At 46.4% G+C, this 23921-nt stretch carries 20 protein-coding genes; 10 read left to right on the forward strand and 10 right to left on the reverse strand.

Annotated elements, in window-relative coordinates; translation table 11 throughout:
* Position 1 precedes the first annotated feature (1 nt).
* Positions 2-5068 carry a putative type IX secretion system sortase PorU2 gene (gene porU2, locus GXP69_RS06375; RefSeq protein WP_163913556.1) on the forward strand — a complete coding sequence of 1689 codons (5067 nt, stop codon included), beginning with the start codon at positions 2-4 and terminating at the stop codon, positions 5066-5068.
* A 60-nt stretch (positions 5069-5128) separates the two neighbouring features.
* Here the strand turns inward: porU2 and GXP69_RS06380 are convergent, their stop codons facing one another.
* The 3 genes from GXP69_RS06380 to GXP69_RS06390 all read right to left on the reverse strand — a co-directional run bounded on the left by GXP69_RS06380 (position 5129) and on the right by GXP69_RS06390 (position 7966).
* Complete coding sequence (locus GXP69_RS06380) at positions 5129-5617, reverse strand: dihydrofolate reductase (RefSeq protein WP_163913558.1); 489 nt, start codon at positions 5615-5617, stop codon at positions 5129-5131.
* Between the two features lie 167 nt (positions 5618-5784).
* A complete protein-coding gene (fmt, locus tag GXP69_RS06385) occupies positions 5785-6714 on the reverse strand; it encodes a methionyl-tRNA formyltransferase (protein WP_163913560.1) in 930 nt (309 codons plus the stop codon).
* Between the two features lie 4 nt (positions 6715-6718).
* Positions 6719-7966, reverse strand: a complete 1248-nt coding sequence (locus GXP69_RS06390; RefSeq protein ID WP_394367358.1) for an exo-beta-N-acetylmuramidase NamZ family protein — start codon at positions 7964-7966, stop codon at positions 6719-6721.
* 35 nt (positions 7967-8001) lie between these two features.
* On the opposite strand from GXP69_RS06390, the gene GXP69_RS19270 reads away from it, so the two are divergent.
* The gene (locus tag GXP69_RS19270) at positions 8002-9216 is read left to right on the forward strand and encodes an ABC transporter permease (RefSeq protein WP_163913562.1); all 1215 of its coding nucleotides are present in this window, start codon (positions 8002-8004) and stop codon (positions 9214-9216) included.
* A 165-nt stretch (positions 9217-9381) separates the two neighbouring features.
* Here the strand turns inward: GXP69_RS19270 and GXP69_RS06400 are convergent, their stop codons facing one another.
* Together GXP69_RS06400 and GXP69_RS06405 are read right to left on the reverse strand one after the other, a co-directional pair.
* Positions 9382-10083, reverse strand: a complete 702-nt coding sequence (locus tag GXP69_RS06400; protein WP_163913564.1) for a peptidoglycan DD-metalloendopeptidase family protein — start codon at positions 10081-10083, stop codon at positions 9382-9384.
* Positions 10084-10132: 49 nt separating this feature from the next.
* Complete coding sequence (locus tag GXP69_RS06405) at positions 10133-10687, reverse strand: HNH endonuclease (RefSeq protein WP_163913566.1); 555 nt, start codon at positions 10685-10687, stop codon at positions 10133-10135.
* A gap of 268 nt (positions 10688-10955) precedes the next feature.
* Here GXP69_RS06405 and GXP69_RS06410 point away from each other — a divergent pair, with 268 nt between their 5' ends.
* The 3 genes from GXP69_RS06410 to GXP69_RS06420 all read left to right on the forward strand — a co-directional run bounded on the left by GXP69_RS06410 (position 10956) and on the right by GXP69_RS06420 (position 14772).
* A complete protein-coding gene (locus GXP69_RS06410) occupies positions 10956-12038 on the forward strand; it encodes a ferredoxin--NADP reductase (RefSeq protein ID WP_163913568.1) in 1083 nt (360 codons plus the stop codon).
* A gap of 105 nt (positions 12039-12143) precedes the next feature.
* A complete protein-coding gene (locus GXP69_RS06415) occupies positions 12144-13874 on the forward strand; it encodes a M3 family oligoendopeptidase (protein ID WP_163913570.1) in 1731 nt (576 codons plus the stop codon).
* A 103-nt stretch (positions 13875-13977) separates the two neighbouring features.
* Entirely contained in the window at positions 13978-14772 is a 795-nt protein-coding gene (locus GXP69_RS06420) for a copper resistance protein NlpE N-terminal domain-containing protein (protein WP_163913572.1), read from the forward strand.
* 77 nt (positions 14773-14849) lie between these two features.
* Here GXP69_RS06420 and paaD read toward each other — a convergent pair whose 3' ends face one another.
* The 5 genes from paaD to GXP69_RS06445 form a co-directional block, all read right to left on the reverse strand.
* Positions 14850-15335, reverse strand: a complete 486-nt coding sequence (gene paaD / locus GXP69_RS06425; protein WP_163913574.1) for a 1,2-phenylacetyl-CoA epoxidase subunit PaaD — start codon at positions 15333-15335, stop codon at positions 14850-14852.
* Between the two features lie 107 nt (positions 15336-15442).
* Positions 15443-16198 (reverse strand): 1,2-phenylacetyl-CoA epoxidase subunit PaaC, encoded by a 756-nt coding sequence (gene paaC, locus GXP69_RS06430; RefSeq protein ID WP_163913576.1) that lies wholly within the window; start codon positions 16196-16198, stop codon positions 15443-15445.
* Positions 16198-16836 (reverse strand): phenylacetic acid degradation b, encoded by a 639-nt coding sequence (locus GXP69_RS06435; RefSeq protein ID WP_163913578.1) that lies wholly within the window; start codon positions 16834-16836, stop codon positions 16198-16200. The genes paaC and GXP69_RS06435 overlap by 1 nt, the downstream gene beginning before the upstream one ends.
* Positions 16837-16948: 112 nt before the next feature.
* Positions 16949-17935 carry a 1,2-phenylacetyl-CoA epoxidase subunit PaaA gene (paaA, locus tag GXP69_RS06440; protein WP_163913580.1) on the reverse strand — a complete coding sequence of 329 codons (987 nt, stop codon included), beginning with the start codon at positions 17933-17935 and terminating at the stop codon, positions 16949-16951.
* An 83-nt stretch (positions 17936-18018) separates the two neighbouring features.
* Complete coding sequence (locus GXP69_RS06445) at positions 18019-18585, reverse strand: TetR/AcrR family transcriptional regulator (RefSeq protein WP_204281935.1); 567 nt, start codon at positions 18583-18585, stop codon at positions 18019-18021.
* Between the two features lie 907 nt (positions 18586-19492).
* On the opposite strand from GXP69_RS06445, the gene GXP69_RS06450 reads away from it, so the two are divergent.
* The 5 genes from GXP69_RS06450 to GXP69_RS06470 all read left to right on the forward strand — a co-directional run bounded on the left by GXP69_RS06450 (position 19493) and on the right by GXP69_RS06470 (position 23919).
* Positions 19493-20266 (forward strand): enoyl-CoA hydratase/isomerase family protein, encoded by a 774-nt coding sequence (locus tag GXP69_RS06450; protein WP_163913967.1) that lies wholly within the window; start codon positions 19493-19495, stop codon positions 20264-20266.
* 55 nt (positions 20267-20321) lie between these two features.
* On the forward strand, positions 20322-20807 hold the full coding sequence (locus tag GXP69_RS06455) for a sterol desaturase family protein (protein ID WP_235925579.1): 486 nt from the start codon (positions 20322-20324) through the stop codon (positions 20805-20807).
* Positions 20788-21663, forward strand: a complete 876-nt coding sequence (locus GXP69_RS06460; protein WP_163913584.1) for a MerR family transcriptional regulator — start codon at positions 20788-20790, stop codon at positions 21661-21663. The genes GXP69_RS06455 and GXP69_RS06460 overlap by 20 nt, the downstream gene beginning before the upstream one ends.
* 220 nt (positions 21664-21883) lie before the next feature.
* Positions 21884-22399, forward strand: a complete 516-nt coding sequence (locus GXP69_RS06465; RefSeq protein WP_163913586.1) for an RNA polymerase sigma factor — start codon at positions 21884-21886, stop codon at positions 22397-22399.
* 29 nt (positions 22400-22428) lie between these two features.
* Positions 22429-23919 carry a phytoene desaturase family protein gene (locus GXP69_RS06470; RefSeq protein ID WP_163913588.1) on the forward strand — a complete coding sequence of 497 codons (1491 nt, stop codon included), beginning with the start codon at positions 22429-22431 and terminating at the stop codon, positions 23917-23919.
* Positions 23920-23921: the final 2 nt, after the last annotated feature.

Below are 23921 nucleotides of genomic sequence, written 5' to 3' on the forward strand. Positions count from 1 at the left end.
GATGTTTGTAACTATACCACCTTTCAAGGCGCTCAGGTTTACTTTTTTACTTTTCTTTCTGTTGCTAGGGGCTGCTGCGCAGGCGCAAACCAACTATGGCAACGAATGGATCAACTATGAGCAGACCTATCATAAAATCAAAGTAACCCAAACCGGCATTCACCAACTGGACTACGCTTATCTTAGTCAGCTTGGATTAGCAGATGTAAATCCCCAAAACCTTCAGTTGTTCCGGAGAGGGAAGGAAGTTGCCATTTATGTTGCAGGAGAGCAGGACGGTAAACTGGATTCGCAGGATTACCTGGAGTTTTATGGCGAGCGCAATGATGGCGCGCTGGATAGAGAACTATACAAAGACCCGACACATCAGCATCATCAGTCCTTTAGCCTTTATACTGATACCGCATCTTATTTTCTGACAGTTGCGCCGAGCAGAGGTAAACGTGTACAACAGAAAAATACTGTGGCAACCGGACTAACTCCAGAGCCCTATTTTATGCAGAAGGCACTGCAGCTTTTTACGACCTGGTATTACCAGGAAAAGCAGTACAGCACAATTGCCAGAATGCCATGGATAGACGAAGGAGAAGGGTATACTTCGGCAAGAACTATAGCTGTAGCCAACCATAAAATTACAGGTATCACTAACGTTTATACTACCGGGCCCACACCCTTTGTAGATTTTAAAACAGTAGGTGCCTATAAAGAATATCACAAGTTAGCTGTAAATATTGTAGTGCCTGGTGGCGCCATCAGGAACCTTGGCCGGTACGAATATGACTTTTACGCCAGTGCCCGCGATATAAAGCCAATTAATTTCAATGAAATCAACAGCGATGGTAGTATAACTCTGCAGATAGCTCCGGATGCTACAGACACCCGAGGTAATGCGATCGTTATGTCATATGGGCAGGTGACTTATCCTCAGCGGTTTAACTTTAACAATAACCAGCATATTTTTTATACCGACTCCTTAAAGACTGGCAACTTTTACTATGAGTTTCCGAATGCAACGACCAGCTTAATTGCATACGATGCGACAGACCCCTTAAATGTGGTGCGTGTTGAAGTAATTACAAATACAAATGGCCGAAGAGGAATTGTAGTAGAGAATAATGGCCTTACTAAAAAGATAGTTGTCGCCAACGCTACCAGAATTTACAGACCGGCAGCTCTCGAAAAGAGCATCCGTTTTAGAAAAATAACGCCGGAGGCCCACAATTATATTATTCTAACTAACAAGCGCCTGATGAAAAAAGCGCTTAGCTCTGAGTTGAATGCTCCTGTGCAGTACGCGGCTTACCGGGCCTCCCAGGCTGGTGGTGGTTATGATACCCTTGTCGTACACCTGGATCAGGTAATCGACCAGTTCCATTATGGAGAATTCTCTTCTAACTCTATCAGGCGGTTCATGAAGTTCATGGCAACTTCACCACGCCAGAAACAACTGTTTATAATCGGGAAGGGGCTTAAATATGCGGCAGATGATTACAGGGTAATCTATAGTAACAGGTTCAGTTATTATCATATCGGGGCAAGGCACCCGAAAGTATATGAAATGGACCTGGTGCCTACGGGTATTACACCGGGGTCCGACTTATTTTTCACCATCGACTTCCATAATAACTCTGTTCTGTCTGATGTACCTACCGGCAGGCTCTCTGCAACAAAGCCGGAGGATGTGATCAATTACCTGAACAAAGTAAAAGAACACGAAAGCCTACCAGATGGCCTGCCCTGGAGAAAGAATATTCTACAGCTAAGTGGCGGAAGTTCACCTGGTCAGATCAGTAGGATGTCGAACTACATGAGTAACTATAAACGCATTGCCGAGGGACCATTATTGGGGGCGCATGTAATTGAAAAATACCGCCGGAATGTAAGTCAAGTAACGGAGCCTGTAAATGTAGTGAATGAAGTAAATGAAGGTGTTTCGCTTATAACTTTCTTTGGCCATAGTTCTACCAGCACAACCGACCTGGATATTGGGTTTGCTTCGAGCCCGGTGATGGGGTATAAGAACAAAGGAAAGTATCCTTTTATATTAATGAATGGTTGTGGAGCTGGGGATGCTTTTACAACCCAGCGATCTTTCGGGGAAGACTGGACCACAACGCCAGATAAAGGATCAATCGGATTTATTTCTCATATAGATTCCGGCGAAGAAACCAGGTTAAATGAGTTTTCTTATGCCTTCTATCATACCGCTTTCAGAGATGAGAATTTCTATGGAAAGCCTATAGGCGAAATACAGAGACAAGTAAACAAGACTTTGCTTAATAACGGCAGTGCTTTCTATTCTGAAATTGTGAAAGCAATGGTGTTGGAGATGGTATTGCAAGCTGATCCAGCGCTCATACTTTACTCACCTGCCAAACCTGATTATGCAGCGCTTGAGAACGGAGCCGATGTGGTGAGTGCTACAGAAGGGGAAATGCTTACTGCTTCTTCCGAGTCTTTCAATATTTTAGTGGACGTACGCAACTGGGGCAAGGCGATCACAGACTCTGTAACGGTTTCGGTAAAACGTACTTTAGCTGATAACACAGAGTTGGAGCCATTAACGATAAAGGTAGCTCCGATCATGTACAGCGATACGCTGGTTATACCTGTAGATAACCGTGGGATTGTGGCACAGGGCATGAACAGGTTTGAAGTTACCCTAGACGGAAATTTTGAAGTGGACGAACTGGACGAATCCAACAATACAGTCCGTTTTCAGCACTTCTTTCCGGCAGGTGGCCTGGTTGCACTTACTCCTTCTAAGTACAGTATAGTTAACAGTAAGAATGTGAAAGTGATGGTGCAAACCACACAGGTTGAAGATGACCGACAAGGTTTTTACCTGGAAGTAGATACCACGCATCATTTCAACAGTAAAGTAAAAAAGGCTTTTACGCAACCGGCAGGCCTGCTGCCTACCTGGGATCTTAACCTGGCGGTTTTAGGCGACTTGCCGGACAGCACTGTGTATTACTGGCGCGTTCGTTTTCAGAACTATAGCGAAGGAGAAGATACACTTTATGCAGGCAGCTCTTTCAGGGTGATTAATGGGGCAAAGGCAGGTTGGTCGCAAAGCCATGCCGGACAGTTTAAGGAAACAGAACTTAACGCGGTAGCTCTGAAAGACAAAAAACCACTGTGGGAATTTACTCCAATTAAGAGCGATGTAGAGATCAGGACCACCGGCGGAAGCAAACGATTTGTAACACCAGATTATAACCTGATAATAGACGGCAGACCGACTATTCATATGGGCTGTAGTAGTCCGGCTAGTAGCGCGACTCCACGCCTGATTATGGTGGTGATCAACAACAAGACGCTGAAATTAGTTGAAAACATTGTGCCGGCCTATGCCTGTACAGCAGAGCCATTTATGTATGAGTTTGGGGACTTGCGTACTGCTGCTAACCGTGTAAAGCTTGAGACTTTTATAAATGCTATTCCTGATAATTATTATGTAGCCGCCATCAGTATCAATAATGTTCATTTCAATGATTTTACTGCCGCACAAAAAGCAGCACTTGGCAAGATAGGTTCTGAGCTTATCGATAAGCTTAAAACCGGCGATCCGTTTGCGATAGTGGGGCAGAAGGGTGCTGCAAAAGGTTCAGCAGTTGAAGTTACTGCTGTTGGAGATGATATACCGGCAAACCAGCAGGATGTGGTGTTAACAACACGGATATTCTCTAACCAGGAAGCCGGCGAAATCACGTCTTCACTGATCGGGCCTGCGCTAAGCTGGGGTTCGTTGCACTATAATATTGAGAAGTACAAAGCCGGAGACGACCAATTTGCGGTGACTATAGTTGGTGTAGATGCTGAAGGAAATGAGACTGTGTTAACAGATGAAATCACTTCTAAATCATTCGACCTATCTAACATAGATGCGAAAGCCTACCCGTACCTGCAATTAAAGGCATCCCTTTCTGATGCAATAGATCGAACTGCACCGCAACTTGACCAATGGCTGGTATTTTATGATGTGGCCCCGGAAGGGATCATACGTCCTGATCTGGTACAGGTAAGCGAGGCTATATTGACAGAGCAGGCTAATAAAGGCAGAATTACAATGCCTATGATATTCCAGAATATTACCCCATATGCTTTCCGCGACTCGCTGGCAGTGGATGTAACCGTAACCGGAGATGGAATACAGCCTATCGAGAAACGCCTGAAACTTGCTCCGCTGGCAGGTAATGCCAATGCAACTTTCAATTTTGAACTGAACACGCTGGCGCTGGATGGTAACTATAAAATTACCATGTATGTGAACCCACGTCTGCAACCAGAACAGCATTACTTTAATAACATCTATGTAGTGCCGTTTAAAGTGCAGACCAAGCTGCATCCGATTATGGATGTGGCCTTTGATGGGGTGCATATTATGGACGGGGAACTAATCTCCCCGAGCCCACTGATCAGCGTGACGTTGAAGGATGAAAACAAGTTTGCGTACCTGGAGGATGCATCTGGTATGACCGTAGTGCTTGTTGATGGAATGGGAACAGAGCGGGAGCTTTCTCTGGATAAAACGTCGGAAGACATGGAGTATGTAGAGATTTTCCCGGCTACTGAAAAGAGTGACTTCAGAGTTGAATTTAAGCCAAAACGCTTGGAGGATGGCAAGTATACGATGGAAGTTAGAGGAAGGGATGTTTCCGGCAAACAATCCGGTATTTCGCCTTACCGCATCAATTTTGAGGTAGAGAATCGCTCGTCTATTACCAACTTCTATCCATTCCCGAACCCGTTCTCCAGCAAAACGCAGTTTATATTTACCTTAACCGGTGCCACCATTCCAGACCATATCAAGATCCAGATTTTGACGGTAACAGGTAAGGTGGTGAAGGAAATTATGAAAGAGGAACTTGGCCCGCTGCGTATTGGCAACAACAAAACCGAATATGCCTGGGATGGAACCGATATGTATGGCGATAAACTGGCCAACGGTGTGTACCTGTACCGTGTGGTGGTAAGCCAGAGCGAGGAACGGATGTTCCACAAACAGAAATTCGGCGATAAGGCCTTCAAGAACGGCTACGGCAAGATCTACATCCTGCGCTAACCGGGACAGACTAACTATAAAACAGAAAAGGAGCAACTATCAAGCTGCTCCTTTTCTGTTTTATAGTTTCCGTTTCAGTGTTACGAAACTATAGCTATACTTGTTTTTCTCGTCTGGTTCGTGTTTTTCTTCTGAGGTAACTTCCCATTGGCTTTCCACTATCTCCGGGAAAAAAGTATCGCCTTCAAAGGCATGGTGTACCTGAGTGAGGTAAATCGTATCCACTTTGTTTAAAGCCTGCTTGTAAATTTCAGCGCCGCCAATGATGTACACATCCTGATCTATAGTTTGGGCCTGGGTAATAGCCTCATCAATAGAATTCACAACAATACAGCCGGGAGCTTCAAAATCGTGCTGGCGCGTAATGATAACTGTTGTGCGCCCCGGCAATGGTTTGCCAATAGACTCATATGTTTTGCGGCCCATCACGATGGGGTGGCCCATGGTCAGGTTCTTGAAAAAGCGCATGTCGGCAGGCAAGTGCCAGATCAACTGATTATCTTTCCCGATCACGTTATTTTCGGCAACGGCTACAACTATAGCGATCATAGTTTTAAAGTACTGGTGGAATAATTTGTTTTAGACTAATGTGATGGTATGCTGTTTGTGTTTAGCCAATTTGGGCGTGCCGGCTGGGCCGTTGGGCTCTCGCGGCTTGCTCTGTAGTTTGTACCAAACTATAGGAACTCAAACAACCGCTCCATCCCTCACGCAAACTATAGACTAAAACTATAGCCACGTAGCAGGTCGGCCAGCGGCATGCGTTTTTTACCTTCCATCTGCAAATCAACTATAGCTACGGTGCTGTCGGCAGTTTTTATGTGGAGGTAGGTTTTGTTATCTGTAAATATGGTACCTGATGCGCCTTCATAAGCTGCATTATTCAGCACTTCTATTTTAAAAATCTTGAATGTCTTGTCACCTATGCGTGTCCAGGCAGTTGGGTAAGGGGAAAGACCTCTCACAAAATTGCGAACCTGAACTGCTGGTTGGTCCCAGTTGATCTCGCAGGTTTCTTTGAAGATCTTCGGTGCATGCTTCAGCTCGCCGGACTGCGGTTGTGGCATGGGCTTTACATTGTCATGTTCAATTGCTTGTACCGTTTGCAAAGCCAGCTTAGCGCCTTCGTGCTTCAGTTTTTCATACATCGAACCGAAGTCATCTTCTTCCAGTACAGGCACGCGGGTTTGCAGTAACAGGTCACCGGTATCAATCTCGTGTTTCAGGAAGAAGGACGTAACACCGGTTTCTTTTTCGCCATTAATGATCGCCCAGTTAATAGGCGCCGCGCCACGATACTGAGGCAGCAACGAACCATGAATGTTAAACGAACCCAGCGGTGGCATGCTCCATACCACTTCCGGCAGCATTCTGAACGCAACTATAATCTGCAGGTCGGCCTGGTAGCTTCGCAGCTCTTCCAGAAAAGCTTCTGACTTTAAGTTGGTTGGCTGTAGTACCGGTATGTTTTGCGAAACGGCATACTCCTTTACCGGCGACTGCTGTATTTTCTGACCACGGCCTGCTGGCTTATCCGGTGCAGTAATTACGGCAACCACGTTATAGTTGTGCTCAACCAATATTTGTAGCGTAGGCACCGCAAAATCGGGAGTGCCCATAAATATGATGCGTAAGTCTTTTGGCATAGTATTATTCTGCGTCGGGGTAGAGCAGGTATTTTTTTCGTAAGGTTTTATAGTTTGACAGGGCAGGCTCCCAGCTGGCACGAATCTCGGCTTCTGTTTTTCCGGCTATGATCTGCTTTCTTAACTCACTGGTACCGGCCAGTTTTTCGAAAAAGTTGTTGAAAAACTTATCCTGCTGCGTTGAGTTCTTATAAAAATCGATAAGGTAAGCTAAGGTGAATGGTTGTGCTGCGGCGGGATCGGTTAAGTTCTTTCCATAGCAAACCTGGTTCTTATGAGGCGGATCGGTAGCGCCCGGCATACTTACCGGCGTAAACGAAAACTCCTTAAACTTATAGTTCGGGCTGCCAATAACCTGGAAAGGAGTAGGCGTGCCGCGACCAACACTTACGTTTGTACCTTCAAACAGGCAAAGCGAAGGATAAAGCAAAATAGCCTGCTGGTTAGGCAGGTTTGGTGATGGCTTCACCGGCAAACTATAAGGCATGCTGTGGTTATAGTTTGCAACCTGTATAACTGTAATTTTCGCTTGTCGCTTGCCTTCCAGCCATTTCTCTCCATTTATCATGTTTGCCAGTTCGCCTACCGTAAGCCCATGAACGATTGGAATAGGGTGCATACCAACAAACGACTTATGCTCTGGCTCCAGCACCGGGCCATCTACATAGTTCCCGTTCGGATTCGGACGGTCCAGTATCAGTACTTCTTTGCCATTTTCGGCGGCCGCTTCCATTACATAGTGCATTGTGCTGATGTAGGTATAAAAGCGTGTTCCCACATCCTGGATATCAAAAACCAATACATCTACATTGGTGAGCTGCTCCGGCAATGGCTTTTTGTTTTTACCGTAAAGCGAAATGATAGGCAGGTTAGTCTTTGTATCTTTAGCATCCTTTACATAAGCACCAGCATCGGCCTCGCCCCGGAAACCATGTTCCGGCGCAAAAATGGTCGTAATTTTAACGCCATGGCTTAGCAGGGTATCCACTAAATGCGCATTACCAACTATAGAAGTCTGGTTCACAACCATGCCTACGCGCTTGCCTTGCAGCTTCGGCAGGTATAGTTTGAGTTGCTCTGCGCCGGTCTGCATCAATTCATCTTTCGATAGCTCAATTACTACAGGTGGCTCTTCGGCTTGCTGAGATTGCTCAGGCGTTTGCTGTGGCGTACAACTGCCCATAGCCAGCAACAACGAAGTATAAAGTAAAAACAGTGGCTGTATCATAATTGAGAAGAAGTCAAATTTCATACCTATCTTTAAGGCAGTTTATTCTGTTTTAACGCGTGAACATATCCAAGTATATATCCGAGAAAATCTCTGGCGTAAAATCCGGTTCGTTTACGGCGTCGGTTACAAAAATAGCAATTATAAGCATAGCTGCCGGCATCGCCATCATGATTGTATCATTTGCGATACTGGAGGGTTTCCGTGATGAGATTCGCAACAAGATTTTCAGTTTCGGAGCACACCTGCAGATAAGCAGGTACGATACCAACAACTCTTACGAGGGCGCGCCCATTAGTGTAAACATCGGTATTTCGGAAGATGACTCGATACCCGGCGTAAAACAGATACAGGCGTATGCCCGCAAAACGGCTATAGTTAAGTCGGAAGATGAGGTACTGGGTGTGGTGCTGAAAGGGGTAGGCAAAGACTACGACCTGAGCTCGATGAAGCAGAACCTGGACGACGGGCAACTGCTAAGCTACAACGATACAGCCTCCTCTAAAGAGGTAATGCTGAGCCGCCGGGTGGCCGAAAAGCTTAAGTTAAAAGTAGGCGACGAAGCCATTTTCTACTTTATACAGAACCCGCCCCGCGCCCGCAAACTGAAGGTATCCGGCATTTTTAACACGGGCCTGGAAGAGTTCGACGAAGTGTTTGTGATCGGTGATATAAAACTGATACGTGAGCTGAACAACTGGCCCGATTCTATTGCCGGTGGCATGGAGGTAATGCTGACCGACTATAACAAGATTGACCAGGTGGCAGATGAGGTGTTCGAAAAAATGAACTATGATCTGCAGCTGGAAAAGATAACCGACCGCCACGCCCAGCTGTTTGATTGGTTACAACTGCTCCGTAAAAATGTAGTTATTTTTCTGGTGCTCATTGTGTTTGTAGCTACATTCAACATGGTATCTACGGTGTTTATCATGATCATTGAGCGGATAAACATGATCGGGGTACTGAAAGCGGTAGGAGCTACGGATGCCCAGATCCGGAAAGTATTTTACTTCCGGGGCCTGCACTTAACGCTGCGCGGCATGCTATGGGGTAACATTATTGGTATCGGTTTCTGCGCAATACAATACTACTTCAAAATCATCCCGCTCGATCCTGAAAACTACTACATGGACACGGTTCCGATCAGCTGGAACTTCGGGATGATAGTGGTGCTCAACCTCATTACCCTTGCCATGACAATGCTGGCCATTCTAATACCAGCCGCTATGGTAGCACGCATTAAACCGGTTAAAGCTATTAAGTTTGATTAAACTATAGTTGTTCTAAAACAGAAAAGCCATACCCGCAAGTATGGCTTTTCTGTTTTATAGTTGGCAGTGACCTCACAGTGTGCGCAGCTCCTGTGAGCGTCAAATTTGCTTCGTAGCCTGACACTCACAGGTCCTCCAGACGCTGTGAGGTCTTACTTTTATAACTTACATCGGCAGCAGCGGGCACTGCAGTATCAGGTTCGGGTTAATGCAGATCTGCTCATAGTGTGCTCTGTCTGATGCAGCTGCTACGCCCGGAAAATCGCCAGTGCGGCCTTCCATCGTTGTCATGACCTGGAAATGCAGGTGTGGTGGCCAGTCGCCGTTTTCAGGGTAGTTGCCAAGCCAGGCAATTTGGTCGCCTTTCTTAAATTCCTTTCCAACTTCCATCCCTTCCAGCGACCGGCGGCTCAGGTGACCATACAGGGTATAAAACGTAACACCTTCCAGCTCGTGCTGCAGTATTATAGTTGGGCCATAGTCGCCAAAGTTGTTGTTGTCCTGGAAACTATGGACCGTGGCATCCAGCGGCGTGTGAATTGGTGTTTCGGCCTCCATCCATATATCTATTCCTAAATGCAGGTTACGGCTTTCGGCAGCAGCATCAAAGTGTGTACTGCGTCTGTAGATGGACCGGTCTTCAAAATAACCGCCTACGCCTATAGTTGCGTTTTGCTCAGCCAGCATCTGGTTTACAGCCTCGTTAAATGTTGCAGTATCAACTAAGTCGGTTTGCTGCAGTAGGGTGTTGGCAGCTGTAAAATCAAGACGGCACACTGCGTTGCTTTGCATATCGGCTTTAATTACCGGGGCAAAGGCAGCAGTGTGCCGTCTCAGCAGTTCGCTAAGTTCTTTCGTTGTTTTCATTCACTCTATCGTGCAGCTAATTTATAGCTGCGGGCGCAAGTATAAGAAGTTAATTCACTTCTTCCACAAACTTAGAGAGTGTTTTTAAACTTTTAGTTTTACCAAACAGCTCTTCCGATTTTTTGCTGTAAGCCAGGGCAGCTTCCTGCAAGGTCTCGAAAGTTCCCAGGTTAATGCGCTGCTTGTTATGATGGATAATGGCGCGGTATTTCTGGGCTTCTTTATGCACACCACGCACCCCAAGTTTATTCTCGGTTTTGGTGGTGTTGCGCACAATTTTGCAGAGCGGTGCCCACTCCAGGTTCTCGCGGCGGCAGTCCAGTTTGTTGCCGTTTTTGAAATGCACGTACAACTTAATGTTGCTTTCTGGTTTCTCCAGCAGCTGCTCGCCAATAAGCTTGTGCAGGTAAATCGTTTCGTTGCGGTACTTGCCATTCTTTAACGGCCAGTTCTTCTGGAAGAAGGCGTAGCCGTTGGAATGGATGCGCAGGTGCTTTAAGAATTCGATCTGCTGCAGGTACGTGTTCTTCTGAATGTACTCGTAGGTGTGGTCATCTACCACTACGGTTTTTTCACAGTTTTTTAGCGTGAGTTTATAAAGCATCACAGTTTTATTGTAGTAAGGTGTTAGAACGGTTTGTTGAGAGGGAGTTTATACGTCCCTTTTGCTTCTGAAGCTGCTCAACTGCACAAAGTTGCAGCTTTTTTTTAAATCTGCATGCAGCGCATTTTCAGATTTGCTCTTGTACGTATACTTAATAGAAAAACGTTATGTTTTGGCAAAAACTTTCTCACAACATGTAAGTTTATTGTAACTTTCAGTTTCAAATCAGGTTCTAATCCGAAATCAGAATTTCATAAAACAAGATAAAATGAGTAGCTCTTACCACACGCTGAAAATAGCGGACATCACCCGCGAAACTTCAGATGCTGTTACCCTCCATTTTGAACAACCCGCAAACCAAACTATAAACTATAAACCAGGCCAGTTTCTCACGCTCATCATCCCTTTTGAGGGCAAGAAAGAACGCCGGTCTTACTCCCTGAGCAGCACCCCGCACGAGCAAACGCTGTCGGTAACTATAAAGCGCGTACCCGGTGGAAAAGTCTCTAATTACCTGCTCGATAACGCACAGGTAGGGCAGGAGATAGAAGTGATGGAACCGCTTGGTAATTTCTGTATTACCTGCAGTGCTTCCGAAAACCGCAACGTAATTTTATTAGGTGCAGGCAGCGGTATAACGCCGCTTATGTCTATCCTGAAAGGCGTGCTGCGCGAAGAGCCAGACAGCAAAGTAACACTACTTTATGGCAACCGCGATGAAGACTCTGTGATCTTTAAAGAGCAACTGGAGCAACTGCGTGCTGAAAATCCGGACCGTTTACAGATTGCTTACATCTATAGTCAGCCGAAGCACGATTGCGAGCACCGCGGGCGCATGAACCAGAGCCTGATCATTAAAATTCTGGAGCGCTTGCAGCTTACAAAAATCAACAACGGGTTGTACTTTATGTGCGGACCTGAAGGCATGATGGATGAAGTGCGTAAAGCCCTCAACGTGTTGCATGTACCTGCTGATAAAATGTTCAGAGAAAGCTTTGTGAGCAACAAACTGATAGAACAGCAGCAGGAAGCAGACCAGCATGGCAGCGTAAGCGACACAGACAGCGACGAGATTACAACGCAGACTGTAACCATAATTTATGAAGGCGCAGAGTATAGCGTTGTAGTTAACCCGGACCAGACAATTTTAGAGGCTGCGCTGGATCAGGATGTGGACCTGCCGTACTCCTGCCAGGCGGGCTTATGTACTGCCTGTCGTGGCAAATGCCTGAGCGGAAAAGTGCACCTGGATGAGCGCGAAGGTTTATCGGATGCGGAGATGGATGAAGGTTATGTATTGAACTGCGTAGGCCATCCACTTACCAGCGATGTTGTCATCGAAATCGGATAACCGGTTTTTACGTATAAATTTAAAGCCATATCTTTTGTAGATATGGCTTTTTTTGTACTTTCAGGTGGAGTACTATAGTACACTCTTAGATTATATGGTAATAATATGACAAACATAAAGGCAAACTTAATTATACCTGAGCGCAAAACCCGGACTTACCTGCCAGAAAACTTTAAGGTAGAAACCTGGGAGGCACTTCAGCCTTACTTTGAAGAACTTAATAGCCGACAGATACATAATGTACAGGAACTGGAAAAATGGATGTCCGATCGCAGCGAGCTGGAAAGCATGCTTTCGGAAGATATGGGCTGGCGCTATATCCGGATGACCTGCGACACACAGAACGAAGAAAGCACGAAAGCCTTCCAATATTTTGTTTCTGAGATCGATCCGAAGATCGCACCTTATGACCATGAGCTGAACAAGAAGCTGATACAGTCGCTGTATGTAAAGGAGCTGGATGAAGAGAAATACAGAATTTACCTGCGTGGTGTAAAGCGCGCACTGGAGATTTTCAGGGAAGAGAACATTCCGCTTAACACCGAAATCAGCACCAAACAACAGCAATACGCCGCCATCACCGGTGCCATGACAGTAACGCTAGACGGCGAAGAAATGACCCTGCAACGTGCGGCAGATCGCATGAAGCAAAACGACCGAGCCGTGCGTGAGAATGCGTGGAAGACAATACAGGAACGCCGCTTTCAGGATAAAGACAAGCTGGATGAGCTGTTTAACGAGCTGTTAACCCTCCGCACCCAGGTTGCCAAAAATGCCGGCTTCGGTAATTTTCGCGACTACATGTTTGCTGCCATGGGGCGCTTCGACTATACCCCGCAGGACTGCTTCGATTTCCATACTTCGATAAAGGAAACTATAGTTCCGCTACTTACCAAGATAGACGAAGAACGCAAGCAGAAACTGAACGTGGACGAACTTCGCCCATGGGACCTGGATGTAGATCCGTCGGGTAAAAAACCGCTGGAGCCATTTAAGTCAGGGGAGGAACTGCTGGAGAAAACGGTGCAGGTATTCTATAAACTTGATACCTACCTGGGCGATTGCCTGGCTACGATGCGTGCTATGGGCCACCTGGACCTGGAGTCAAGAAAAGGAAAAGCTCCGGGCGGTTACAACTATCCGCTTGATGAGATTGGAGTACCTTTCATTTTTATGAATGCGACTTCGAGTCTTCGCGATGTGATCACGATGTTGCACGAAGGTGGCCACGCCGTACATTCCTTCCTGACCCGAGAGCTGGAACTGAACTCCTTTAAACATCCGCCTTCAGAAGTAGCAGAACTTGCTTCCATGTCGATGGAGCTGATCTCGATGGATTACTGGGATACGTTTTTTGAAGATGAAGACGAGCTGCGCCGAGCCAAGAAAACGCACCTCGAAAGTGTATTGGAGACCTTCCCGTGGGTTGCTACCGTTGATAAGTTTCAGCACTGGATTTATGAGCATCCGGAGCAGACAACAGCGCAACGCCACCAGGAATGGGTAACTATATTTGAGCAGTTCAACCACCTTATAGTTAACTGGAAAGGACTGGAGAAGTATAAGCCTATCATGTGGCAGAAGCAGCTGCATATTTATGAAGTGCCGTTCTATTACGTAGAGTATGCTATGGCACAGCTTGGGGCGATTGCCGTCTGGAAGAACTATAAGGAGAACCCTGCAGAAGGCCTGGCCGCTTACAAACGGGCTCTTAGCCTGGGCTATACCGTATCCATTGGCGAAGTGTACGAAGCAGCCGGCATTAAATTCGATTTCAGTACGGAGTACATTCGCAGCCTGGCCGATTTTGTGCAGCATGAAATGGATCAACTATAGTTTAGAGTCTTCATAAAGAATAGGGGACCCTGCTAGCAGTAGCAGGGTTTCTTTTTAGTTAAATTGCGAGACCTGTGGCGGTATTAGGCCGTAAGGTATAAGTATGAAAAGTGTATTTACAATAGGAGTGTTGGGGCTGCTGTTGGGGATTTCAGCCTGTACAACCAGCGATATCAGAACAGAACCTGTTGATGTAACAGTAGGAGAGGACAGGCTAACGAGTAGTTTGATAGGAACATGGCGTGGCGTAATACCCTGTGCTGATTGCCCTGGTATTAACTATAACCTGAGCCTGAAAAACGACAACACCTTTGAGGAAACCATGATTTATCAGGAGCGGGATGTAACACCTTACACCCGTAGCGGAACCTGGCAGATTCGCAATGGCATACTGCAGCTATCCGGTGCAGCTGCAGATACAAGCCAGACACAGTTTGATATGTCGGTAGGTGGCGAACTGCACTTGCTGGATCGGGAAGGAAAAAGGATTACGACCAACCTGGCTGATCATTACGTTTTAAGGAGAGACCTGAAGTTTGAAGAAGACAGTCCGGGGCTATGGGATGAGAAACGAAGACTAGGAATTGACTTTGTGGCAACCGGCAATGAACCCGGCTGGGCGCTGGAAATTGACCTTGAAAAAGGCATGTATTTCAGAACGCTTCCTACCGAAACTATAGTATTGGATACACCGGTGTCTGATCCGGAAGTGCGGGGCAGGACAACTATATATCGTGGAAATTCAGAGGGCAACGAGTTAACAGTAGAGTTTACTGAGCAGGATTGCAAAGATACCATGTCTGGGAAAGTGTCGCCTTACTCGGTGCGGGTTACTGCCAAGGGCATTCAGTTTAATGGTTGTGGCATTCACTTAGGTCAGAAGAATTCGGAAAGATAAACTATAGTCATAAACCAGAAACGCCAGCTAACTATAGCTGGCGTTTCTGGTTTATAGGAAAATGAATTCTAAAGCAATTAAAGCGGCTTGAACTGTTCGAACATTTGCTTACAGTTGTTACAGTAATGCATAGAGCGGCATAGCGTCGGCCCGAAAGGAGTTCTCAGATCTGTATTCTCGCTGTCGCAATAAGGGCATTTCACATGCTCCAGTATGTCCAGGTCCAGGATCAGGTCGTACTTGGGTGGCGGAGCCAGGCCAAACTCTTTTAAATGCTGACGTCCTTTTTCGCTGAGTTTATTACTATCCCAGGGCTTGTCGAAAGTCATATTAACCGTATAGTTAGCGATACCGTGCTTTTCCAGCGTACGCTCTACATCTTTTTTCATGTAGTCCATCGCAGGGCAACCAGCAAAAGTAGGCGTCATGTTCACGGTTACGTGGTCATCTTCCGAAACTTCCACACCCGTAATCACACCCAAATCTACCAGCGATAATACCGGTATCTCAGGGTCTTTTACCTCCTCCAACAGGGTTAATATGTGTTCCTTAGTCAGGTCCATTGTTGCTATAGTTAGACAAAGGACATTATGACAAAAGACAAAAGAGATACATCATTTATAAACCAAGTCAATTGTCTTTTGTCAAAAAATCTTTTGTCATAAAAGAACTACCACTCAGCAGTTGGGTCAATCTTAAATACTTCGGCCATTTCGTCCAGTAGCGGCTGCAGGTGTTCTGTATGTTCACCGTAGCGTCCGCCAAACTTAGGTTCTATAGTTGCCAGGTCTGGCAGTTTCAGGTCTGTTTTTTCGATCACTGCAGAGATTCGCTTTAGCCATTCTGCTTTCACTGCCTCTTCGCCAGCATACACACCAGTATCGACCAGTTCCTGCTCATACTTCGATTTTTCGAACATGCCCAGCGCATAAGGCAGCGCCTCATTCAGGGATGATTGCAAACGCAGGATAGCTTCTTCTGTAGAAGAACCCAGGTTTTTGATCCAGGTATTGGCGTGCAGCACGTGGTATTTTACTTCCCCTTTCAGTTTCGTGGCCACCTTAGCAATTGGCTCGTAGCTCGACTGTGACAGCATCTCAAAACGGATGATTTCAGCATTGTCGTACAGGAAGTGACGGATCAGGCTGAAATCATACTCACCGTTTGGCAGCTCCACTAACTGGCTGTTATGAAATTGGTTGGCGTTACGAGTGAAGGCTACGGTATCCGGGTCAGCTTCTCCAAGCTCCTGCAGCAGCGTGTAAAAAGCTAAACTATGGCCGATCTTATCCTGCGCCATTGACGAGAAAGCAATGTCCTCTTCCAATATCGGGCCGAAGCCGGTCCACTCAGAGTTGCGGTGGCCAAGTATCAACTGGTCGTCTGCCAGTTTGTATAGCAGGTCTTTTATCGCTAGCTCGTTCATTATTGCGCAGTTGTCGTTTTATTTTCTTCTTTATACTTCGTGATCTTGTCCATCACCTTGTAAGCAATGGCTTCGCGGTACTTTTTCTCCGGAATAGTGGTCCACATATCCTTATCCTCTTCCGCAGATTGCAAAACATCTTTTGATTTCACTACCCACACATTCACGATAGGGCCTTTCTCACCAAATGCTTTCTTAGCTTCTGCCAGTGCTTCCGGGTAGGATGTTGCCATTACACGACCAGCATGCGCATGTGCCTTGCCACGCTTTTTCAGGTGGAATATCTCATAAGGTTCCGCCTGCTCATTGCGCTCGGTCGGCTCATCTATAGTTATAGTTTCATACACATTTTCCTGGTCGCCCACATAAGGAGTTACCTGGATGTTCTCGGTACGCGCGATCCATAGTCCAACACACGGAAAACGGCGGCTATACTGCTCTTTTGCAAACAGGAAAGCTACATCTTCGTTAGGCGCGTGAACAGGGCCAACATAAGTATGGGCAGTGCCTTCTTTCTTTTGGTGGAAGGCTTCGTATGTTTCAAACTGATCCAGTTCCGGCTTCGGCTCCATGGCAGGAACTTCACCTTCCGGCAAATTCAGTCGCGTTACTCTCGGGTCAAGTGACTTTAAGCTCATCTTTCTTAATTATGAATTAAAAATTAGAAATTAGAAATGGGTGGTTCAAACTATAGTTCGGCTCTCCAGATCAATTTCTAATTCATAATTTTGAATTTCTAATTGCCACAGGCTATGCCAGTGGCTTCACGTATTTCGCTTTCGGGTTAAGCAGGGCTCTGCGAACCCAGGCACCGCGCTCTTCGGCAGTACGACGTACGGCAAGGCGTTCGGCGTTGCAAGGGCCATCGCCGTTAATTACGCGCTTAAACTCGTCCCAATCCGGCTCGGTGTATTCCCACTGGCCGGTTTCCATGTTCTTCTTCAGTTTCGGATCCGGAACAGTTAAGCCAAGCTCCCAGATTTTGGGCACATACATATCCAGGAACTGCTGACGGCATTCGTCATTAGAAGCCATCTTCACTTTCCAGCGCATCAGCGTTTCGGTGTGTGTACTCATCTTATCAGATGGACCGAAGAAGGTCATGATCGGAGGCCACCAACGGTTAAGCGCAGCCTGAATCATTTCGCGCTGCTTTGGTGTACCGGTTGCCATATGTACCACGGCATCGTGGCCATACTTCAGGTGGAAAGCTTCCTCAGCACAGATACGCTCCAAAGCTCTTGAGTAAGGGCCGTAAGAACCTTTGGCATTCGCCATCTGGTTAACGATAGCACCCGCATCAATCAGCCAGGAAATAATGTTAGAATCTGCCCAGGTAAAAGCAGGGTAGTTGAATACGTTCGAGTATTTTGATTTACCGTTGATCAGGTCAGTCAGCATCTGCTCGCGCGACTTACCCAGTGTTTCGGCGGCAGAGTAGAGTAACTGAGCGTGACCTACTTCGTCCTGCACTTTTGCCATCTGTGCCATTTTTCTGCGGAAGCCAGGAGCACGAGTGATCCAGGTTCCCTCGGGCAGGGCGCCGATGATTTCCGAGTGAGCGTGCTGCTCGATCATGCGGATCAGCTGCTTGCGGTATAGTTCGGGCATCCAGTCGGTTGGCTCGATCTTCTCGCCACGGGCGATGCGCGCTTCAAATTCTTCTAATTTTACAGGATCTTCGACCTGTACATCGTCGAACTTGGTAGCTTCAAAAACGTTTCCTCCTCCGTACATAATATCTATAGTTTAAAGGTTCAGTAAAGGTGCCGGACTGTAGGTAGCAGCCCGGCGATTAGTTAGTTTGTGTTTGGCGCGTATTAAGTTTGTTTCAGTCCGTTTAGTAACATAGTTGCCAGGTTAGCGGCAATTTCTTCTGCGTTCATTTTTCCATCGGGCTTGTACCAGGTATGTATCCAGTTCAGTCCGGAAAGTATCGTTAAAACAGCAAATTTCTCGTCAGGTACTTTAAACTCGCCTATGCTGATACCTGCTTTTATAATCTCCCTGAAATGCTTTTCGTAACGGTCTCGTAGGGTCAGGAACTCAGCGTGGTACGGTTCGCTCAGGTGGCGCCACTCGTACAGAAAAACTGCCGATGCCTCGGTATTTTTGGTTAGTACCTGCACGTGTGCGGTAATAGCAGCCTGCAATCGCGCAGAGGCGGTTGCCTCCGGATCATCTACTTTATCTATCGCCTCAAAAAACTCATTTGCCATCCGGAAGCAGACACGTTGCAGAATCTCTTCCTTGGAGCGGATATGGGAGTAGATGCTGGCAGCCTCGATACCCAGTTCATTCGCCAGGTCGCGCATAGAGGTGGCCGAAAAGCCCCTTTTTCTGAAAAGTGCTGTTGCGGTTTTTTCTATCTGTTCTTTTCTGCTCAAAGTTACTTCCATATATAACTAACAAATGTAAACAACCTAACGTTCGTTAGCAAATTTTTAAACGGAGAATTATGGCTGCGGGTTTTTTGTCAGAATCAGGATTTTCAGGATTAGAGGATTTACAGGATCAGGGCTTTTCCTATAGTTTTACCTCACCCCAGCCCTCTCCTTTTATCGAGAGCCCCTACCCCCAGAACAGAAGAGGGAGCTTTTAGTAGTTGCTATAGTTTGCGTTATAGTTCTATAGTTGGCAATTAACCCACCCCAACCCCTCCCAGGAGGGGAATTTCGGCTGCTGCTATTGTTTGTCTTATAGTTTTATAGTTACAAAACATGAGTAGGCAGGCGCAGCCTGCCACAAGGAACTACCACCACTAAAAGGCGATGCAACTATAGCCATTCAACAAACTATAGTTTAGCTATCGATTGATTTCAGTCTTTGGGTTGAGCGCCTTGTAGATTTCTGGTGGCGTAGCCATTGCGAGGAATGAGCAAAAGAAAGGTACACCGCGCGATGCCCGAAGACGGGGCCCCGCGGCCGTGAGCGCACCAAAACATCTATAAAATGATAGGTAAGTAAAGCTCACAGGATTACAGGAAGTTTGAAACTATAGCTTGGTGCCGGTTGGAAGAATCTTCAACTAAAGGACATATAAGATGTCTCGACTGCGCTCGACATGACAAAAAGCAACTATAGAACTAAAGTGCTTTAATACCAACAATAAGCTGGGATTGCTTTAAAGCTACACGCGAAATACAGTTACTCTACACAAGGCAAAGACTTTCTTTATAAACTCCCGAGCATTACATCAAGTCTTACGTATATTTGAACTCCAGCCTGTTTTACAATCAAACTATAAACTATACCGATATGAACGATACAGCAACATCTGCTGAAAAACTGGAAATGGACTTTGTACACTATAAAGTGCATGAACGGGTCGGCTACATCACCCTGGCCAGAGCAGAAAAGCGGAATGCCTTGAACTATGAAGTCGTGTCTGAACTGAAGCGCGCTTTTGCCGCTGCTGAGGAAGATGATGTCTGCAAAGTGATTGTGCTGCGCGCTGAAGGAAAAGTATTTTGTGCCGGTGCCGACCTGGAATATATTCAGAAACTACAGAGCAACGATTACCAGGAGAACCTGCTTGACTCTACACACCTGATGGAGCTTTTCCGGATGATCTATACTTTAAAGAAAGTGGTGATCGCGCAAATACACGGACATGCCATAGCTGGCGGTTGCGGACTGGCCGCGATCTGCGATTTTGGCTTTACTGTGCCGGAAGCCAGGTTTGGCTATACCGAAGTAAAGATCGGTTTTATACCTGCTATAGTTAAAGTGTTTCTGTTGCGCAAAATAGGAGAGGCCAGAGCCAAACAGTTATTGCTCACCGGTGATTTGATCTCAGCTGCCGAAGCGGCTAACTATGGCCTCGTAAACTATGTGGTGCCTGCTGAGGAATTGGAGCAGCGTGTAGAGGATTTCGCTCAGAAACTATGTGCCGAAAATTCACGGCAAAGCATGGAAGTAACCAAAGAGATGATTGCGCGTGTGCAGGAAATGACGCTTGAAGAAGGTCTGCAATATGCTGCCGAAATGAATGCCGTAGCCCGCAGCTCCGAAGATTGCCAGCGCGGCATTGCTGCTTTTCTTAATAAAGAGATCATCAGTTGGTGATTTCTGTTTAACTTTTAAAACTATTTCTTAAACTTGCTGTTCTTTGGGTATGCTGATGGGTGTCGGAATCATGTTCTTGACCTTTATTGGAATGGAAGCTATAGCCTGGGCGATGCACAAATACGTGCTGCACGGGTTTCTATGGTTCCTGCATAAGTCGCATCACACCCGGCACCAGCACACATTCGAGTGGAACGACCTGTTTTTTGCCTGGTATGGTTCGCTGGCAATGCTGTTTTTTATTTTTGGCAGCGAGCCACTGGATTACAGGTTTTGGATAGGTGCTGGTATAACCTTGTATGGCGTTGCCTATTTTCTGATCCATGATGTGTTCATCCACCGACGCATCAAAATGTTTGGCCGAACTTCTAACGTGTACCTGAAGGCGCTTAATATGGCGCACAGGGTGCATCATAAGGTAAAAGGCAAACATGGCTCAGAGTCGTTTGGCATGTTGTGGGTAGCGCCAAGGTATTTTAAGGCAGCAAGTGAAGTAGTTAATAAACAAGAACAGGATAAAAGTGGCGCAGTACACCATTAAAGAACTGGAACATCTTTCGGGCATTAAAGCCCATACTATCCGGATTTGGGAACAGCGGTATAACATCCTGTGCCCCAAACGGACGGAAACAAACATCAGGTATTACGATGACAAAGACCTGAAAACCTTGCTAAATGTATCGTTGCTGAACGAGAAAGGGTACAAGATCTCGAAGATCGCGCAAATGGACCCGGAGCAACTGGTGCAGGAAGTGCAGCAGATTTGTGAGGTGCCGGGCGAGTGCTCCAAGCCCATCAATGATATGATGGCAGCCATGCTGGACCTGGATGAGGATGCATTTGACAAGGCTATTTCGACAGTAACCCTGCAACTGGGCTTTGCTGAAGCGATGAACCGGCTCATTTATCCTTTCCTGCATAAGATCGGGATTCTGTGGCAGACAGGGAACATTACACCGGCACACGAGCACTTTGTAAGCAACCTGATACGGCAGAAACTCATAGTTGCCATTGACGGGCAGGTAACGCGCCGGCAGCCCGGCACTCCGTCTTACCTGTTGTACCTGCCGGAAGGAGAGCTGCACGAGCTGGGCTTGCTGTATATGAACTATATCGTAAGGCTGCACAACCTGCCGGTGATCTATATGGGCCAGAATCTGCCCTTTTGTGACCTGGAGCTTACCTATGAGCACTGTAAGCCAAAGTTTATATGCTCAGTGCTTACATCTATGCCGGAGCGCGATCAGGTGCAGAACTATATCCATAAACTGGGTAACAGGTTTCCGGACTGCACAATTTACCTGTATGGTTTGCTTGTGCAGCAGGAGCAACTGGTATTCCCGGAAAACGTTATCCGACTGAAGTGTATGCGGGAGTTTTACCAGTTATTTAGTTAAAAAAGAATTAAACTATAGTTAAAAGCCTGTCTGTAACGTAAGCGTACAGACAGGCTTTTCTTTTTTTGTTTCTTAACCAGCTCATTTTTATTTGGTTACTATTTAAAAGTCAATGTTTACACTTTGTTTAACGTTGTTGATAAAAAAATAAACAAAATAATTTTTTTTTCCTGAATCTTGCGTATATTTGTTTATAGTTTTAAAGTAAAGTGTAAACAAAATGACAGCCATAGAATTCAGCAACCTGATAGAGCGCGTTACCCAGTCCTTACGGCCGGTAGCATTTAACCTTACCCGCGATGTAGATGATGCAAAGGACCTGGTACAGGAAACGATGTTAAAAGCATTATCCAACAAGGATAAGTTTAAGGCAGGCACAAACCTAAAAGCCTGGCTCTATACCATCATGCGTAACACGTTCATCAACAACTATAACAAAATCACAAAACGCAGCAGCAACATCGACAGCACCGAGTATCTGCAGTACCTCAACACCAACGAAAACTACATTACGCAGAACAAAGGAACGGCAACTTTCGTCATGAACGATATTAACGAAGCAATTGCCGGCCTGAATGAAGAGCATCGCACCCCTTTTATGATGTATTACATCGGGTATAAGTATACAGAGATCGCTGAAAAACTACAGATCCCGATCGGTACGGTAAAAAACAGAATACACATTGCACGCAAAGAGCTCAAGCAATCGCTGAAAGTGTACCAGCAGGATGCTTGATAGGCTGTGCGGGCGCCAGAACTTACTGAATGGATGGAAAAGAAGTAATTGTAATTGGCTCCGGCTTTTCTGGTTTAGCAGCAGCTACCAGCCTTGCCGATCTAGGGTATAAGGTAACTGTACTGGAAAAGAACAGTACGCCCGGTGGCCGCGCGCGCAGCTTCAGCGCAGAAGGTTTTACTTTTGATATGGGCCCCAGCTGGTACTGGATGCCCGACGTATTCGAAACATATTTCCGTAAGTTTGGCAAATCCACTGCCGACTATTATGACCTGAAACGTCTGGACCCGTCTTATACCGTGGTCTTTGGCGATAATGATTTTGTGGATGTACCTGCCTCGCTAGATGCGCTTAAGACGCTTTTCGAGAAATGGGAGCCAGGCGGTGCATCCGCTTTAGATAAGTTTTTAACGCAGGCTGCTTACAAATACGAAGTAGGCATAAACCAGTTGGTTTACAAACCCGGGCGTTCACTCTCGGAGTTTATGAGCCTGCGTTTGCTGTTGGACGTGCTCCGGATGGATGTTTTCCAATCTTTTCATAAGCACATCCGCCGTTATTTCAGCCACCCGCGCATTATCAAACTCATGGAGTTCCCGATCCTGTTTCTGGGAGCTCTACCCGAAAATACGCCTGCTCTTTATAGTTTAATGAACTATGCTGATATCAGCCTTGGTACCTGGTACCCGATGGGGGGCATGCACAAAATAATTGAAGGCATGGTGCAGCTGGCAGAAGAAAAGGGCGTAACGTTTAAGTATAACCAGGGTGTACAGCAGATTGAGGTAGCTCAGGGTGTCGCTACAACTATAGTTACCAGTTCCACCGCCTTTGAAGCCGATGTTATAGTTGCCAGCGCCGATTATCACCATGTAGAAAAACAACTGTTGCCGCCGCAGTATCAAAGTTACTCCGATACGTACTGGGATACCCGCGTAATGGCGCCTTCATCATTGATCTTTTACCTGGGTATCAGTAAGCGCTTAAACAACCTGCGGCATCATAACCTGTTTTTTGATGAAGATTTCGGACCGCATGCCCGCGAGATTTACTCGAACCCGCAGTGGCCCACCAAACCTTTATTCTACGTTTCGGCGCCATCTGTAACCGACCCAAGCGTGGCTCCGGATGGCTGTGAGAACTTGTTTATACTGATACCTGTAGCTCCTGGCCTGCAGGATACCGAAGAAATTCGGGAGAAATACTATAACCTGGTAATGGACCGGCTGGAGAAGCTGACCAACCAGGAAATCCGCTCAAGTGTGGTGTACAAGCGCAGCTACGCGCACAACGACTTTATACACGATTACAATGCCTTTAAGGGCAATGCTTATGGATTAGCAAACACCCTGCTGCAAACCGCATTGCTGAAACCTGCCTTAAAGAGCAAAAAAGTAAAGAACCTTTTCTATACCGGTCAGCTTACCGTGCCCGGTCCTGGAGTGCCGCCTTCTCTTATATCGGGGCAGGTAGTGGCTACAGAGATAGCCAAGGAATATAGGTTTCCCGTAACAGTTTGATC

It is taken from the genome of Pontibacter burrus (assembly GCF_010686685.1).
In the GTDB taxonomy this organism is placed as follows: domain Bacteria; phylum Bacteroidota; class Bacteroidia; order Cytophagales; family Hymenobacteraceae; genus Pontibacter; species Pontibacter burrus.